The 15,790-nt window shown below is 67.7% G+C and carries 14 protein-coding genes; 10 read left to right on the plus strand and 4 right to left on the minus strand.

What is annotated here, in order from left to right; genetic code table 11:
• Positions 1 to 19 precede the first annotated feature (19 nt).
• From ispH to K6142_RS15170, 4 genes are all read right to left on the minus strand, one after another.
• Positions 20 to 865, minus strand: coding sequence for a 4-hydroxy-3-methylbut-2-enyl diphosphate reductase (gene ispH / locus K6142_RS15155; protein WP_190245317.1), 846 nt, complete (start codon positions 863 to 865; stop codon positions 20 to 22).
• On the minus strand, positions 862 to 1,917 hold the full coding sequence (locus K6142_RS15160; protein ID WP_190245318.1) for a tRNA dihydrouridine synthase: 1,056 nt from the start codon (positions 1,915 to 1,917) through the stop codon (positions 862 to 864). Before K6142_RS15160 ends, ispH begins: the two co-directional genes overlap by 4 nt.
• Before the next feature lie 401 nt (positions 1,918 to 2,318).
• Complete coding sequence (locus tag K6142_RS15165) at positions 2,319 to 3,473, minus strand: hypothetical protein (RefSeq protein WP_190245319.1); 1,155 nt, start codon at positions 3,471 to 3,473, stop codon at positions 2,319 to 2,321.
• On the minus strand, positions 3,470 to 5,551 hold the full coding sequence (locus tag K6142_RS15170; protein ID WP_223290395.1) for a SulP family inorganic anion transporter: 2,082 nt from the start codon (positions 5,549 to 5,551) through the stop codon (positions 3,470 to 3,472). Before K6142_RS15170 ends, K6142_RS15165 begins: the two co-directional genes overlap by 4 nt.
• A gap of 296 nt (positions 5,552 to 5,847) precedes the next feature.
• Between K6142_RS15170 and fliR the strand changes: the two genes are divergently transcribed.
• The 10 genes from fliR (at position 5,848) to K6142_RS15220 (ending at position 15,432) form a co-directional block, all read left to right on the plus strand.
• Positions 5,848 to 6,642: a flagellar biosynthetic protein FliR gene (gene fliR / locus K6142_RS15175; protein WP_190245321.1), complete on the plus strand. Its 795-nt coding sequence runs from the start codon at positions 5,848 to 5,850 to the stop codon at positions 6,640 to 6,642.
• A gap of 80 nt (positions 6,643 to 6,722) precedes the next feature.
• Positions 6,723 to 7,793 (plus strand): flagellar biosynthesis protein FlhB, encoded by a 1,071-nt coding sequence (flhB, locus tag K6142_RS15180; protein ID WP_190245322.1) that lies wholly within the window; start codon positions 6,723 to 6,725, stop codon positions 7,791 to 7,793.
• A gap of 56 nt (positions 7,794 to 7,849) precedes the next feature.
• Entirely contained in the window at positions 7,850 to 9,961 is a 2,112-nt protein-coding gene (gene flhA, locus K6142_RS15185) for a flagellar biosynthesis protein FlhA (protein ID WP_190245323.1), read from the plus strand.
• Positions 9,962 to 10,030: 69 nt separating this feature from the next.
• Complete coding sequence (locus K6142_RS15190) at positions 10,031 to 11,311, plus strand: flagellar biosynthesis protein FlhF (RefSeq protein WP_190245324.1); 1,281 nt, start codon at positions 10,031 to 10,033, stop codon at positions 11,309 to 11,311.
• Between the two features lie 104 nt (positions 11,312 to 11,415).
• Complete coding sequence (locus K6142_RS15195) at positions 11,416 to 12,231, plus strand: MinD/ParA family protein (RefSeq protein WP_190245325.1); 816 nt, start codon at positions 11,416 to 11,418, stop codon at positions 12,229 to 12,231.
• Positions 12,185 to 12,982, plus strand: a complete 798-nt coding sequence (locus K6142_RS15200; RefSeq protein WP_190245326.1) for a FliA/WhiG family RNA polymerase sigma factor — start codon at positions 12,185 to 12,187, stop codon at positions 12,980 to 12,982. The genes K6142_RS15195 and K6142_RS15200 overlap by 47 nt, the downstream gene beginning before the upstream one ends.
• A gap of 30 nt (positions 12,983 to 13,012) precedes the next feature.
• Positions 13,013 to 13,393 (plus strand): chemotaxis response regulator CheY, encoded by a 381-nt coding sequence (locus K6142_RS15205; protein WP_012613126.1) that lies wholly within the window; start codon positions 13,013 to 13,015, stop codon positions 13,391 to 13,393.
• Between the two features lie 242 nt (positions 13,394 to 13,635).
• Positions 13,636 to 14,421 carry a flagellar basal body-associated protein FliL gene (gene fliL / locus K6142_RS15210; RefSeq protein ID WP_190245327.1) on the plus strand — a complete coding sequence of 262 codons (786 nt, stop codon included), beginning with the start codon at positions 13,636 to 13,638 and terminating at the stop codon, positions 14,419 to 14,421.
• Between the two features lie 211 nt (positions 14,422 to 14,632).
• Positions 14,633 to 14,962: a hypothetical protein gene (locus K6142_RS15215; protein WP_190245328.1), complete on the plus strand. Its 330-nt coding sequence runs from the start codon at positions 14,633 to 14,635 to the stop codon at positions 14,960 to 14,962.
• Positions 14,963 to 15,015: 53 nt separating this feature from the next.
• Positions 15,016 to 15,432: a hypothetical protein gene (locus tag K6142_RS15220; protein WP_190245329.1), complete on the plus strand. Its 417-nt coding sequence runs from the start codon at positions 15,016 to 15,018 to the stop codon at positions 15,430 to 15,432.
• Positions 15,433 to 15,790 lie beyond the last annotated feature (358 nt).

The following is a 15,790-nucleotide window of genomic DNA, read 5'->3' on the forward strand; positions in this document are numbered from 1 at the left end:
GAAACGCCTTGGAACAGAATTACAAGGATTCCAGAAACCGCTGCACGGCGTCAATAAGACTTTTCGGCGTGGATGCCCCCGCCGTTAGCCCGATGACTGATTTTTTTCGCAACTCGTCCACGGGAAGCTGGTCCACGGTCTCCACGTGCACGGTGAACACCCCCTGCGCGCGGGCCACGTCGGCCAGCCGCCGGGTGTTGCCGCTGTCGAAGCCGCCCACCACCACCATGGCCTGCACCCGCCGGGCAATGTCCACGGCCTCCTGCTGGCGCCTGCGGGTGGCGTCGCAGATGGTTTGCAGCACGGGGATGTCGTGGCCCAGGCGCTGCCGCAGCCAGGCCACCACGTCTTCGAAGCCCTCGCGGTCCTGGGTGGTCTGCGCGGCCAGGAAGTAGGCCACGTCGTCGCGCAGCGGCAGTCCCTTCAGTTCGTCCAGCGAGCCGAAGACCATGGCCCCTTCACCGGCGTAGGAGAGCAGGCCGCGCACCTCCGGGTGGTCGGCCTCTCCGAACAGCAGCAGGGTGCCGCCCCGGCCCCGTTCCTCGGCAATGCCCAGCTGGGCGCGCTTGACCTTGGGACAGGTGGCGTCCACCACCGAGGCGCCGGTGGCCTTCAGGGCCGTTTCCTCGGCCACGGGAATGCCGTGGGCGCGGATGACCACCCGCTGGCCGGGGACCACCTGGGCGGTGTCGCGCAGGCAGCGCACCCCGCGCTCCTCGTAGTGGGCCATCACCTGCGGGTTGTGGATGATGGGGCCCAGGGTGGCGATGGGCGCGTTGTTTTCGGTCACTTCCCGGTCCAGCTTGCGCAGGGCCAGGCTGACCCCCATGCAGAAGCCCGCCGTGCGGGCGCGAATGATTTTCATGGCCGGGCCTCTCCATCGGGGTTGGTGGTGGCTTGGTCGGCGGCGCCGTCTTCCGCGAACGCCTGCGGGGTCAGGTGGGTTTCCAGCAGTTCTTCCAGCAGGTCGCGGTCCAGGCACGAGGCCAGCCGGTTGCGCAGCGCCCGCACGCCGGGAATGTGGCGCACGTAGCGCGGCACGAAGGTGCGCATCTTGAGCAGGGCGGTGCGTTCGCCGGAGTGGGCCAGGGCCAGTTCAAGATGGCGGCGGATGAGCGCCTTCAGCCGGTCAGCGTCGGGCGGCGGGGGCTGGCCACCGGCCAGCAGCACCCGGTATTCGTCGAAGATGGCGGGGTTGTTCATGGCCCCCCGCGCGAACATCACCGTGGCCACGCCCGTCTCGCGCACGCAGCGCACCGCGTCCGCCGCCGTGAACAGGTCGCCGCTGGCGATGACCGGGATGGTCAGCGTGGCCGCAAGCTCGCGCAGGGCGCTCCAGCGCGCCTCGCCGCCAAAGCCCTGCCGCGCGAAGCGGGGGTGCAGGGTGATCCACCCCGCGCCCGCGTCTTGCAACCGCAGGGCCATTTCGCGCCAGGTTTCCTCGCCCGCCTGCCAGCCCAGCCGCATCTTGAAGCCCACCCGGCCTTCACCGGCCACCTCCACCATGGCGCGGGCCACGGACAGGGCGTTGTCCATGTCGCGCGACATGGCCGAGCCGCAACCCGTCTTGACCACCTTGGGCACCGAACATCCCATGTTCAGGTCGAACCAGCGAAAGCCCTGCTCCAGCAGCCCCGGCATGACCGTGCGCATGATGCCCGCGTCGGCCCCGAAAAGTTGCAGGACAAGCGGTGCATCTTCAGGCGTGGAGGCCAGCAGGTCGCGGGTGCCCGGGCTGTGGTACAGCAGCCCCTTGGCGCTGACCATTTCGGTGCAGCAGGCCGCCGCGCCGTGCTCGCGGCACAGCAGGCGAAAGGGCAGGTCGGAATACCCGGCCAGGGGGGCCAGCCACGGGGCGTCGGCCCGCAGGGGCGGGGGCAGGAAAAGGTGGGGGGCGGGGGATGCGGTGTCGGTCATGCGGGGTGACGGGTTGGAGTGGGCGGCGTGGAAAGCCGGGAATAGGGAAGGGGTTTTGTACGCTGTCGACGGACGGGGGGCAACGCCCCCTGTCCGAGGCTGTTGGTAAACGCAGTTTGTCGGCAGCCCGGCACGAAGGCGCTGGCGGCATTCACTGCCGCCGTATGGCGCCGGAGTGAGCGTGCCTTTGCAAAACCCGCCGGGGCGGGTTTGCCATCACCCCGAGTCGGGGGCAACGCCCCCCGCACCCCACGGAAATGACGGAAAATTAATGGCCACGGCGGGCACATTCCGGAATACGGCGCTCCCCCCTGAAAGGGTTTGCAAAGGGGCGCGGCCCCTTTGCCGGAGGGGGCCGGGGAGGCGGAGCCTTCCCGGAAGGACGTTGCCGGTACCCGGAGTCAGGCCAACAGGCCAGCCCCGCCGTGCAGCGCGGCCAGCAGCAACCCCAGCGGATCGGACGGCCCGGGGGGCAGGGGGCCGGTGGACAGCAGGGCCGTCTCCAGGGCGTCGGCGGCGTGCATCCCGGTCACCAGCGGTTCCAGCAGCGCATCGAGATTTTCCGGATGTTCCGCCATGACCCGGAAGGCCAGACGGGCCGGGGCCTGCGGCGTGGCGGGCCGCAGCAGCCCGTGCAGCAGGAAGCGCCCCGGAGCGTCAAGGGACGGGCCAAGGGACGGGCCAAGGGACGGGCCAAGGGACGGGGCGCTGCCGATGGGGTTGTCCGGCGGGTCGAGGGAACAGGCCGGGCCGATCACCCCGCCCAGCAGGATGCGGGTCAGCCCGCCGCCCGTGGCCTCCGGTGGCGGCGGCAGTATCGCGCAATCCAGGGCACGGGCCGTGGGGCACAGCCACGGCAGATGCAGCAGCATCACGCCGGGATGCGCCGCGCGCAGCACGGGCAGCAGGGCCAGTCGGGCACGCTGGCAGGCCAGGAACAGCGCGGCGGTTTCCGCGTCGTCGGCAATGTGCGCCGCAAAGGCCGCATGGCGCGCGGCGGCGGTGGCGGCGGTGGCGGCGGTGAAGGGGGGACGGGGAGCGGTCTGCTCCCCGGTGCCGGGATGTTCGACCGCAGGGTCCGTCACGGTCTCGGCTCCCCATCCCGCGAACGGCGCCCCGGTCCTCCGGCTGCTCAGCCGGGCGTCCAGCCGGTCGCGCGCGGCGGCGTAATCCGCCGCCAGCCGGGCGGGGGAGGGGGGCACAACGGCAGCGCCGTCGCCTTCCGCCAGCAGGCGCAGCACGATGTCCGGCTCCGTGCGCTCCACCCGGAACAGCAATTCCGTGCCGGGCTGGGGAAAGGCGGGCATGGAGGCCAGCAGGGTCTGCCCCTCGATGTCGGCCCAGCCCAATCCGCCAGCGCTGGCTCCCGGCCCGGCAAAGGCCGCCGACTGCGCCGCCGGGCGCAGGAACGTGCCGCGCACCGTGTCGCCGGGCCGATGGGCCCGTCGGAAGCGCGCCGCGCGTTCCGGGTCGTGCCCGGTTCCCTGACGGTCGCCCGGGCCGCCGGACAGTCCCGTGGATGCAGTGCCGGAAGCGTGGCGGATGCGCTCGCTCATTTCCGGGCATCTCCACTGGTCCGGGCATCTTCACTGGTCCGGGCATCCCCGCCGGGACGGCCCGGACTCGCATGGGCGTTCGTGCGGGCATCCGGCAGGGTGGCGGGAACCGTGGCGCCCTTCGCGCCGTTGTCCGGGTCGCGCGCCGCATCGGCGTTGCCACTGTCCCCGGCGTGATGCTCGCGGCGGCAGCGCCCTTCGTTGGACTGCTTGCAGGCGTCACACACCGCCCCCTTGAGGTAGCGGCGGTAGCACAGGGCCAGCGCATCGGTCAGGGTTTCCGCCATGTTGTCCGCGCCCAGTTGCGGCACAAGGCCGGACCGCTCGAACACCGCGCGCACGGCGGGCTTCACCCCGCTCAGCACCAGGGCCACCCCGCGCCGCTGGCACTTGCGCAGGAACTGCTGGAAGGCGTGCACCCCGGTGGCGTCCACCCAGTGCACCTGGCGCAGGTGCAGGATCACCGCGCGGTGGCCGAAATCCTCGTATTCGTACAGCCGCTGCTCCAACTCGTCCACGGCACCGAAGAACAGCGTGCCTTCAATGGAGTACACGGCCAGGTTGGGGCAGCACGGCCCGGCGGGCAGGCCCTGCAATTCCGGGCTGTCGCAGGTGTCCATGCGGGTCACCAGCGGGTGCGACACCTTGCGCAGGAACAGCACCAGCGAAAGCAGCACCCCCACGAACACGGCCTTTTCCAGGTCCAGCAACAGGGTGGCGGCAAAGGTGGCCAGCAGCACCGTGCGGTCGGCGCGGGTGGCCTTCAGCGCCAGGGCAATGCCGTGCTTGTCGACCATGCCCCAGGCGATGATCATCAGGATGCCCGCCAGCGCGGCAATGGGGATGTACGCGGCCAGCGGGGCCAGCAACAGCACCGCCAGCAGGGTGATCACCCCGGAAAGCGCCCCGGCGAAGCGGGTGCGCGCCCCGGCCACGAAATTGACGGCGCTGCGGGTGAACGAGCCGCTGCCCGGAATGCCCGAAAAGAACCCGGCGGCAATGTTGGCCAGCCCCTGGGCCACGAATTCGCGGCTGCCGTCCACCTGCTCGCCCCGCGCGCCCGCCAGGGTCTTGGCGATGGACAGCGCCTCCACCACGCCCAGCAGGGCAATGGCCAGGGCGGGCATGAACAGGTCGCGCATCACCTGCGCGTCGGGCGCGGGCGGCAGCGAAAAGGGCGGCAACCCGGCGGGGATGGCCCCCACCACCTTCACCCCGTGCGCGCCAAGGTCCAGCGCCCACGCGGCCACGCCCGATGCGGCCACGGCCAGGAACGCGGCGGGCAGGCGGCGGTGCACCCGCGCGATGCCCAACGCCACGGCCATGGCGAACAGCCCCGTGCCCAGCGCCCACGGGTTGGTCTGGGGCAGGTGGCGCAGGGTGGACAGCACCAGTTCCACGAACGTGGGTGCGTTGCCGATGCTGACGCCCAGCAGGTTCTTGAGTTGCCCCACGGCAATGAGCACGGCGGCCCCGGCGGTAAAGCCCACCATCACCGAATGGGAGATGAAGTGCACCAGTTCGCCCAGCCGGGCGAGGCCCATGAGCACCTGCAACAGCCCGGCCAGGATGGCCACGCCGAACACGTAGGCCATGCGCGTCTCTTCCGGCAGGGCGGACAGGGGCACGCCGTTGACCACGGTTTCGGCCATGGTGGCGAAGAGCAGCATGGCGATGGCGTTGGTGGGGCCCGCGACGAGGTAGCGCGATGCCCCCCACAGCGCGGCCACGATCACCGGCACGATGGCCGCGTACAGCCCGTATTTGGGATGCACCCCGGCAATGACCGCATAGGCCATGGACTGCGGCAGGGCCACCACGGCCACGGTCAGCGCGGCCAGCACGTCGGCCCGCAGCGCCTGCATGGAATAGCCGCGCAGGCTTTCCACGAAGGGCAGGGCGGCGCACAGCAGCTTGTCGCCAAGGCCGCGCGGGGGCACCGGGCAGGCCGCGCCGCCGGGTTGGGCGGGCGGGCCGGACCGGCCTGGCGGGACAGGGGAGCCGGAATCGCCCGCACCTGCGGAGTTGCCGGTGGAGCGGGAAGTAGCTGATGTCTCTGGCGTTGGTGTGTCGGGCATGGTCTCACCGTAGGGCTTGGGGCACCCCGCCGGAACGCATGGGGGTGCCGAGCATGCCCACAGGATGCCTTCGAAGGGTCCGTGTGTCCAGCACGGTTGCCGGAAACGGGGCGTGGCGCGGCGGGCCCGCCGCGACGGATTTTTGGCCATGGCCCGCTTCCGGACCTTCCCGTGCCCGTGCCGTGGGCATCGCCGCGTTGCCCGCCAGCCCCTTCCGCAACCGCCGGGGCCTTGCGGCCCAAGGCGGCTGCCCGTCAGGCCCGGCTGCATGGCCCGCATCTTGCTGTGCCGCGCGCATGGATATCTTCGCCTTCGACGTCGCCTCCATGCTCAGCTTCCTGCTCACCTTCATGCGGGTGAGCCTGGTGCTGTTCCTGCTGCCCTTCTTCGGGGGCGAGGCGGCGCCCACGCAGGTCAAGGCGGCGTTGTGCCTGGTGTTCACCCTGGCGCTGTGGCCGCACGTGTCCCTGCCGGGCGGGCAGATGCCCACGCACCCCTTTTCGCTCATCGTGCTGCTGGCGGGCGAGCTGATCATGGGCCTGATGCTGGGCATGACCGTGCATTTCCTGTTCGCGGGCATCCAGACCGGCGGCCAGCTGCTGGCCACCCAGATGGGCTTCACCATGATTACCCTGGCCGACCCGCTGACGGGGGCCAACGTCAGCATCACCTCGCATTTCCTGTACATGGTGGCCATGCTCAGCTTTCTGGTGCTGGACGGGCACCTGTACATGCTGCGGGCCTTCGTGCGCACCTTCGAACTGGTGCCCGCCGGGGGCCTGCTGCTTACACCCATGCTGGTGAAGGAAGTCCTGGCCCTGTCCGGCTCCATGTTCGTGCTGGCCGTCAAGATCGCCGCGCCGGTGCTGGTTTCGCTGTTTCTGGTGGAGCTGGCGCTGGCGCTCATGGCCCGCGCCGCCCCGCAGATGAACCTGCTGATGATCGGCTTTCCGCTCAAGATCGCCGTGGGCTTCTTCTTCATCGGCATGCTGTTCACCATCATGGCCGACAAGATCCGCGAATTCATCGTGGGCATGGACCCCATGATGATGCACCTGTTGCAGGCCGCCAGCCCCCTGCTGAACCGCTGAGCCTCTGAACCGTTGACCGGGCGCCGCGCCACCCCCGCACGCAGGGAAGGGCGCGGACGGAACCCTGACGGAGGGCTGCCATGGCGCAGCGCGATCCGAGCAAGACCGAAAAAGCGACGCCAAAACGTCGCAACAAGGCCCGAAACAAGGGCAACGTACCGAAATCGCAAGAGCTCACCAAGGCCCTGACCATTCTGGCGGGCTCGGTGGGCCTTTTGTCCTACATCGACTTCCTGGCCAAGGACATGCAGACCCTGTTCCGGCATTTCCTGGGCAACGCCTTCGGGTTCGTCCCCAACCAGCAGAACATCATCAAGCTGCTCATGTGGCTGGCCGGAGAACTGGCGGCCATGCTGCTGCCCATCATGCTGTTCATCGGGTTCACGGCGTGGCTGGTGCTGCGGTTGCAGGTGGGCAAGCTGTGGACCACCGAGGTCTTCAAGTTCAACTGGTCGCGCTTCAACATTCTTGCGGCGCTGAAGCGCATGTTCGTTTCTCCCGAAACGTTCATGCGTCTGGGCAAGAGCCTGTTGCAGGCCCTGTTCATCGGTGTTGCGCCGTACCTCATCATCCGGCGCGAGATGCACAACTTTCTGCCCCTGTACTACGCCGATGCCCAGGGGGTCAGCGCGTACATGCTGAAAACGGGATGGGACATGGTGCGCTACGCCCTGGTGCCCATGTTCATCATAGCCATTGCGGACTTCTGGTATACCCGCTGGAGCTATGAGGAAAACCTGAAGATGACCAAGGACGAAACCAAGGACGAGCGCAAGCAGGCCGAGGGCGACCCGGTGGTGCGCGCCCAGCAGCGCCGCAAGATGATGCAGATGATGGCCAAGCGCATGTTGCAGGACGTGCCCAAGGCCGACGTGGTCATCACCAACCCCACCCACTTCGCCATCGCCCTGCGCTACGACGCCACCGAGGCCCCGGCGCCCATCGTGCTGGCCAAGGGCGCGGACAACCTGGCCCAGAAGATCAAGGAAGTGGCCCGCGAGCACGGCGTGCCCATCCGCGAGAACAAGCCGCTGGCACAGGCTTTGTATAAAGCGGTGGAAGTCGGCGACATGATTCCCGCCGAACTGTTCCAGGCCGTGGCCACCGTGCTGGCCAGCCTGTGGAAATTCAAGGCGGGGCGCGCATCGTAGCCCCCGCGCAGCGAACCTGAAGCGAAACCCGGATAACTCCGGAAGGTGTCAAGAACATGGCTGCCAAACCAGGATACGCCCCCAAGATCGACTACCAGCGCTTCGCCAAGCAGGGCGACCTGCTGCTGGCGGGCGGTGTCGTCACGATCCTGTTCGTGATGCTGGTGCCGCTGCCCACGTTCTTCCTGGACATGCTGCTCTCGCTCAGCATCTCGCTTTCGCTGGTGATCCTGGTCACCTCCATGTTCATGCTTTCGCCGCTGGAATTTTCCATCTTCCCTTCCCTGCTGCTGGTCACCACCCTGCTGCGCCTCGCGCTCAACGTGGCCTCCACCCGCCTCATCCTGCTGCACGGCGACGAAGGCACCGACGCGGCGGGCCAGGTCATCCAGGCCTTCGGCGAATTCGTGGTGGGCGGCAACTACGTCATCGGCGCGGTCATCTTCATGATCCTGTTCATCCTGAACAAGATCGTCATCACCGCGGGCACCACGCGCATCGCCGAAGTGGCCGCGCGCTTCACCCTGGACGCCATGCCCGGCAAGCAGATGGCCATCGAGGCCGACCTGAACGCCGGGCTCATCGACGAGGAAGAAGCCACCGCACGCCGCACCAACATCCGCAAGGAAGCCGACTTCTACGGCGCCATGGACGGTGCGGGCAAGTTCGTGCAGGGGGACGTGAACGCGGGCATGTTCATCACCATCATCAACGTGGTGGGCGGCATCCTGCTTGGCGTGTTCCAGAAGGACATGGAGTGGCGCGACGCGCTGACCACCTACACCCTGCTGACCATCGGCGACGGCCTGGTGGCCACCATTCCCTCCATCATCGTCTCCACGGCGGCGGGCCTCATCGTGTCGCGCGCGGCAGCGGAAGCGAAGATGGGCGAGGAATTCGTGGGCCAGCTGTCGTACAACTCGCGCGCGCTCAAGCTGGTGTCCGGCGTGCTGGTGCTGTTCGCCCTGGTGCCCGGCCTGCCCACGCTGCCCTTCCTTACCTTTGGCGCGGGCCTGTACGGCGTGTCGCGCCTGGTGAGCGAAAAGCAGGACGCGGAGGCCGCCGCCGAAGCCAAGGGAGGCAAGGGCGCCAAGGGCAAGAAGAAGGGCGATTCGCTGGATACGCCGGAAGAAGTGCAGTCCCTGCTGCCCCTCGACACCCTGGAGCTGGAAGTGGGCTACGGCCTGATTCCCCTGGTGGACGAGGACCAGAACGGCAACCTGCTGTCGCGCATCCGCTCCATCCGCCGCCAGTTCGCCCTGGACATGGGCGTGGTGGTGCCCTCGCTGCACCTGCGCGACAACCTGCAACTGAAGCCCGGCCAGTACTGCGTGCTGGTAAAGGGCAATCAGGTGGCCTCGGCGGAAATCCTGGTGGACCACTACCTGGCCATGGACCCGGGCAACGCCAAGCACCGCATCCGGGGCATCGAAACGCGCGAACCGGCCTTCAACCTGCCCGCGCTGTGGATACCCGAATCGCAGAAGGAAGAAGCCATGCTGGCGGGCTACACCGTGGTCGACCCGTCCACGGTCATCGCCACCCACCTCACCGAGGTGTTCAAGCGCCATCTGGGCGACTTCCTGGGCCGCCAGGAAGTGCAGGGCCTGCTGGACAACCTGGCCAAGCACGCCCCCAAGGCCGTGGAAGAGCTGGTGCCCGGCATCCTGCCCCTGGGCACGGTGCAGAAGGTGCTGCAGAACCTGGTGCGCGAAAACGTTTCCATCCGCGATCTGCTGACCATCGCGGAAACCCTGGCCGACTACGGCCCGGCGGTGAAGAACGCCGACACCCTGACCGAATACGTGCGCGAACGCCTGGCCCGCGCCATCGTCAAGCAGTACATGGACAGCGAGGGCGGCCTGCCCATCGTCACACTGGACCAGGCCGTGGAAAAGACCGTGCAGGAAGCCATCCGCCAGACCGACGGCGGCAACTACCTGGCGCTCAACCCCGGCATTGCCCAGCGGCTCATCCAGCGGGTGAACAACGCGGTGGAGCGCGCCGTGAACACCGACGGGCAGCCGGTCATCCTGGCCTCGCCCGTGGCCCGGCCTCATCTGGCCCAGCTGCTGATGCGCTTTCTTCCCAACGTTCCCGTCATTTCGCAGGCCGAGATTCCTTCGGACATCCGGTTGCAGGCAGTGGGCAGCGTGGCCTTTGACTAGGTGGGCGGTGCCGTCAGCACCGAGAGCATTTTTCTGCAACGGTTACAACTTCAAGGTCGAAATGCTCTGATGCAGATCAAGACGTACACAGGCCGGAACGCGACGGCGGTGCTGGCGAAGATCAAGGCCGAACTCGGCCCGGACGCGGTGATCCTGTCCTCGCGCGAATGCCGCGAGGGGGGCCGCACGTGGCACGAGATGAGCGTGGGCATCGAGCATGCGGCGGCGCCCGGCGTGGCCTCCGCGTCCGGCGCAATTGGCACGACTGGCGCGTCTGGCGGCCCTGGCGGTCCCGTCCCCCCCGGCTGGGAGGAATGGCACCGCGAATGGAGCCAGATGAAGGAGCACCTGTTCGCGCTGATGAAACCCGCCCTGCGCATGGAAGACCTTACCCCCCGCCAGCGCGTGGCCCTGGAATACCTGACGCGCGAAGGCGTGGACGACGGCGTGGCCATGACCCTGCATCGCAGGCTGGCGGCGGATTCCGGCGCCTCGGTGCTGGAAGCCCTGGCCGACATCGTGCCCGTGCGCGGCTGGGGCCTTGCGGCATGGCCGCAACGTGCCCACGTGTTCGCCGGGCCGTTCGGCGCGGGCAAGACCACGGCCATGCTGCGCATGGCGCTGACCCTGCGCCGTGAAAAGCCGGATCTGAAGATCGTGCTGGTCAACGCCGATTGCGGGCGCGGCCATGGCCGCCTGTTGCTGAAGCACTACGCCGAACTTTCCAGCCTTGTGTACCGCGAGGCCTCCACCGCCGCCGAATTCGCGGCCATCCTGCGCGAATGCCCGGATGCGGGCCGCATTCTGGTGGACCTGCCCGGCGTTGCGCGCGACGGCAGCCTGGCCCGCCAACTGGCGATCCTGGGCCTGTCGGGCGCGGGAGCGGGCAACGGCGTTGCCGTGCACCTGGTGCTGCCGCCGCACCACGGCCCGGCCCAGATGACCGCGCTGCTGGCGCGCTACGCCTTCGAGGGGACGGGCAGCCTTGTCTGGACGAAGCTGGACGAAGCCTGTACCTTCGGGGCATTGGTGAACGTGGCGGCGGCGTGCGGTCTGCCCGTGTCGGCCCTTTCCTACGGCCCCGGCATGCGCAATTCGCTGGTTGCCGCAAGCGATGCGGCGTTGTGGCGCCTGCTGTTCAAGCGGCAACTGCCCGGCGAGGCTCCGACGCAGGCCGAGCCCCGGCCCGCGGCCAGGGTGGCGGCCCAAACCGGAGCCCAAACCGGGGTCCAGACCGGCGGCCAGGCTGTCGGCCAGACGGGCATCAGGCCCGGCGGTCTCCGGTCGGAAGGAATCCGGCCTGACGGAATTTCGGCGGACATCCGGTCCTCTGTCGGCGCAAGGCCCTGAACCATGGTCCCGGTGCCGACGGCATACCCGGCGGCACACGGCATCCACGGGCGACCGCGCCAGGCGCGCCCGGCACCGCACGCACCCACTGGAGCTTGCATCGAATGAGCCCCGATCTTCCCCTGGTATTCTCCGTCACCTCCGGCAAGGGTGGCGTCGGCAAGACCAACATCGCCGCCAACCTGGCCTGCTGCCTTGCGCAGGAAGGCAAGCGCGTGGTCCTGCTGGACGCGGACCTCGGCCTTGCCAACGTGGATGTGGTGCTGGGCATGACCCCGCAACTGAACCTGTTCCACCTGTTCCACGAAGGCGTCGACCTTTCCGAGATACTCTGCGAAACGCCCTACGGCTTCCGCATCCTGCCCGCCTCGTCCGGCATGAGCGAAATGCTGTCGCTTTCCACCGGCCAGAAGCTGGAACTGCTGGAGGCCATGGACGCGCTGGAAGGCGCGGTGGACTACCTTATCGTGGACACCGGCGCGGGCATCAACGACAACGTGCTGTATTTCAACCTGGCGGTTCAGGAGCGGCTGGTGGTGCTCACCCCCGAGCCCACGTCGCTCACCGACGCCTACGCCCTGATCAAGGTGATGAAGCTCAACCACGGGGTGGAGCATTTCAAGGTGCTGGTGAACATGGTGCCCGACGCGCAGACCGCGCGCGACATGTTCACCCGGCTGTACAAGGCCTGCGACCATTTTCTTTCCGGCGTGTCGCTGGACCTGGCGGGCTTTGTCCCGCGCGACCCGGCGGTGCGCAAGGCAGTGGTGAACCAGCGACCCTTCTGCGTCATGGCGCCGGACAGTCCGGCCTGCGCGGCGGTGCGCGAGGTGGCCCGGACGGTACAAACGTGGGACGTGGCGGCGAGCCTCGATGGAAACATCAAGTTCTTCTGGAAAAAGCTCCTCTTCCGGCACTAACCCCTGGGACGCGCTGGAATCGGGAGCCGTCGCCTGGGGCGACTTCCCGCGCGGCGACCAGGAACGGATAGTCCGGCACTACGCGCCCAAGGTGCGGTTTCTGGCCTTGCGCCTGAAGGCCAAGCTGCCCCGCAACGTGGAGCTGAACGAACTGATCAGCGCGGGCACCCTGGGCCTCATGGAGGCGCTGGGCAAGTTCCGTCCGCAGCTTGGCATCCGCTTCGAGACGTATGCCGAAAGCCGCATCCGGGGCGCCATGCTGGACGAGTTGCGACGGCTGGACTGGTTTCCGCGCAGCCTGCGGCAACGGGTGCGGCAACTGGACGAGGCAATCCAACGCATCGAGCATGAAAAGGGACGCCACCCCACCGAGGCGGAATTGCAGGACGCCACGGGACTGGACCAGAAGGATGTACGGCTGGGGCTGGAGGCGTTGCAGAACCAGTTGTGTCTCTCGCTCGACGCCATACAGGACTCGCTGGCCCCCGATGCGGGCGTGCAGGGAGAGGGTGAACCGTTCCAGACCACGGCAACGCAGGAGCTCATAGAGCGGGTGGCGGGGCTGATAGACGAATTGACACCCCGAGAGAAGCTGGTATTGTCATTGTATTATAGCGACGAGCTGAACATGCGCGAAACAGCCGAGGTCATGGGCATCACCGAGGGGCGCGTCTCGCAACTGCACTCCCAGGCGCTCAACAGGCTGCGCAAGGAATTCAGGAACCACTACGGAGAACACGGCACCGTCTGATTGCGGCGTCCGTTGGCCAGGAGTACGCAAATGCCCTACGACACCAATATGCGTGTCCTCGTGGTGGACGACTTTTCCACCATGCGTCGCATCATCAAGAACATCCTGCGCCAGTTGGGCTTCACCAACGTGGTCGAGGCCGACGACGGCACCACCGCGTGGGAGATCCTGAACAAGGACCGCATCGAGTTCGTGATCTCCGACTGGAACATGCCCCAGATGACCGGCATCGAACTGCTGCGCAAGGTGCGCGCCAGCGAGGAATTCGCCGACATGCCCTTCCTGATGGTGACCGCCGAAGCCCAGCAGGAAAACGTCATCGAAGCGGTGCAGGCCAGGGTGTCCAACTACATCGTCAAGCCCTTCACCGCAGAGACCATGAAGCAGAAGATCGACAAGATCTTCCCGTAGACCGTCACTTCCTGCGGGCGCGGGGCCGCCATGGGGCGGGCTTGCGCCCGTTTGCCGTGCAGGGCCGCCACCGCGCCGCATGCCGCCCCCCTTCCCACCGGCTGGCCATCCGCTCCGGAACCTCCCGGAGCCTTCGGTGGCAGCCGACACGGCGTCTTCCCATGCCGGTGTTCCCCGGTCGGGTCTGATCCGGACGCCCGTTACCCCGCCGCCCCGGCGCGGCCCGTGCGAAGGACCAGACCATGCTGCTCATGCCCATCGTCACCGCCGCCGTTCCCGATACCCCCGATGCCCCGGGGGCGACTGGTCTGTTGTCCGACGAGGCGGGCAAGGCGGAGCTGGACGCCGGGCAACTGGATGTCGATGCGCTGGGGCCCCCGGTGGAAGACAAGGTCGAACTGGACCTCGAGGACGCCCCCTTCCTGCTGCCGGAAGAGGAGAAGGCGCCCCCCCCGCCGCCCCCCGCCGCCCAGTCCCTTGCGCTGTCGCCCGATGGCGACGCCCCCAAGAAGAAGAAATTCAGCCTCGACCTTTCCGGGCTGCTGGCCAACAAGAAGCTGCTGATCATCGTGGTGGCCGTGCTGGTGCTGCTGGTGGGCGGCGGCGCCGCGTGGTTCCTGCTGCGCAAGAAAGAGGCGCCGCCACCGCCGCCCGAGGCCGCCGTCCAGAAGATCGTGGTGCCCCAGCAGGCCGCGCCGTCCCCGGCGGAGCCAGCCAGGCCCGCCCAGACCATCCTGAGCTGGGAACCGTTCTGGGTGGAGCAGAAGGACGCCAAGGGCGCCATCCGCTTCCTGGTCGTCAAATTCTCGGCACCCACGGAAAACCAGAAGCTGGTTTTCGAGGCACAGGCCAAGAAGGTGGTCATCCGCGACGCCGTGTACTACTATCTGAAGAACAAGTCCCTGACCTACCTCACCGATGCGGCCAATGCGGAAACGCTGAAAAAGGACATCCTGGCCATCATGAACGAATACCTCAGCATCGGTAAGCTGGAGGATTTGCTGATAGAGAATTACCTGGTCAAATAAGGGCGCCGCAAGGCACCCCCCGGCGCGCCCGCCCGGCCATACCGGCCCCCCGCCAATTCGGCGGACATCACCGGTCTGCCGACCGGACGCGCCAGAGCCCGCCGCCCCCGCCTACAACCCGCCCGCCCCGGCTGCGGGTTTCGCCGCCAGCCGCCGCCCCCTTCGTGCAGGCGCGTTGCGCGGGGCACCATGCGGCGATGGAGGATCCGCCGTGTCCGTCGACCCGTCGCTTCCCGTCGTCATAGCCCAGATGGGCCACGCCGAGCGCGTGGCCCACGAGGCGCAGGCACACCCGGAAATGGCCCAGGCTGCCGCCCAGCAGGCCGCGGCCCAGGCGTTGCAGCACGACCGTTCGCAGGTCCAGAAGACCGACGAGAGCGGCAAGTCCGAGGTGGTGGACGAGCGCGAGCGCAACCGCCAGCGGCGGCAGGCCCTGCTGCTGGCCCGGCGCAAGGCCCGTGCCGCGCGGGAAGAGGACGACGAGCCCGCCGACACCGACGATGATCCCTGGTCCGGCAACATTCTGAACATCAAGGTCTGACAGGCTCGTGTGGGTCTGGCCGGACACGCGCGTCAACCCGAACCGGAACACTCATGACCGTATCCCTGTGGCTCATCATTTTCGTCAGCGTGGTGGAAGTGGCGCTGCTCGGCGTGCTGCTGGTGTTCTTTCTGCGGTTGCGGCGGTCGGAGGCACTGCTCAACCGCCTGCAAGCCAACCAGACCCAACTGCTGGAGCGACTGCACCAGAACGCCGAGCTTGAACAGGAGCTGGTGGCCACCTTTGCCCAGCGCCAGGAACAGTTGCGCCATCTGGACCAGCGCCTGGAAGAGCGGGCCCAGGCCCTGCGCCGTCTGCTGGAGCAGGCCGAGGGCATCAGCCGTTCGCCGCAGTTCCTGCGCGAGGTTATCCTGAACGGACACCGCAAGGGGCGCAGTCTGGACCAGATCGCCCGGTCCACCGGACTGTCGGTGGACGAGGTGGAACTGATCCTGGCCCAGGCCGGATAGTCCGCCACGTTCCCGGACGACCGTGCGCCGCCGGGATTCCTGCTTTTCACGAGCTTCTGTCCGGGCTTCATGTGCGCCGCAGAAGCGCCGTCACAGCCCCCTGCCGGTTTCCGGCAGGGGGCTGTGACGTTTGGCGTGCGGCGTTCTCAAGAAAATACCCTGATATATTGTAGTGTTGCCATGTGAAATCCGTTGCGGCGCATGGAAAGAGACGCATTGATGTTGACGTCTTGCATAAGACATCATACACATGTTTCCAACAACGCTCCCCAAGGAGGAACTCCATGTCGATCCAATTTCTGGTGCACGAAGACGGCGATTCCGTCGGCGTCGTGGTTGTTGAAGGCGTCAAGGCTGG

Origin of the sequence: Nitratidesulfovibrio sp. SRB-5 (genome assembly GCF_019931275.1) — a bacterium.
In the GTDB taxonomy this organism is placed as follows: Bacteria; Desulfobacterota; Desulfovibrionia; order Desulfovibrionales; family Desulfovibrionaceae; genus Cupidesulfovibrio.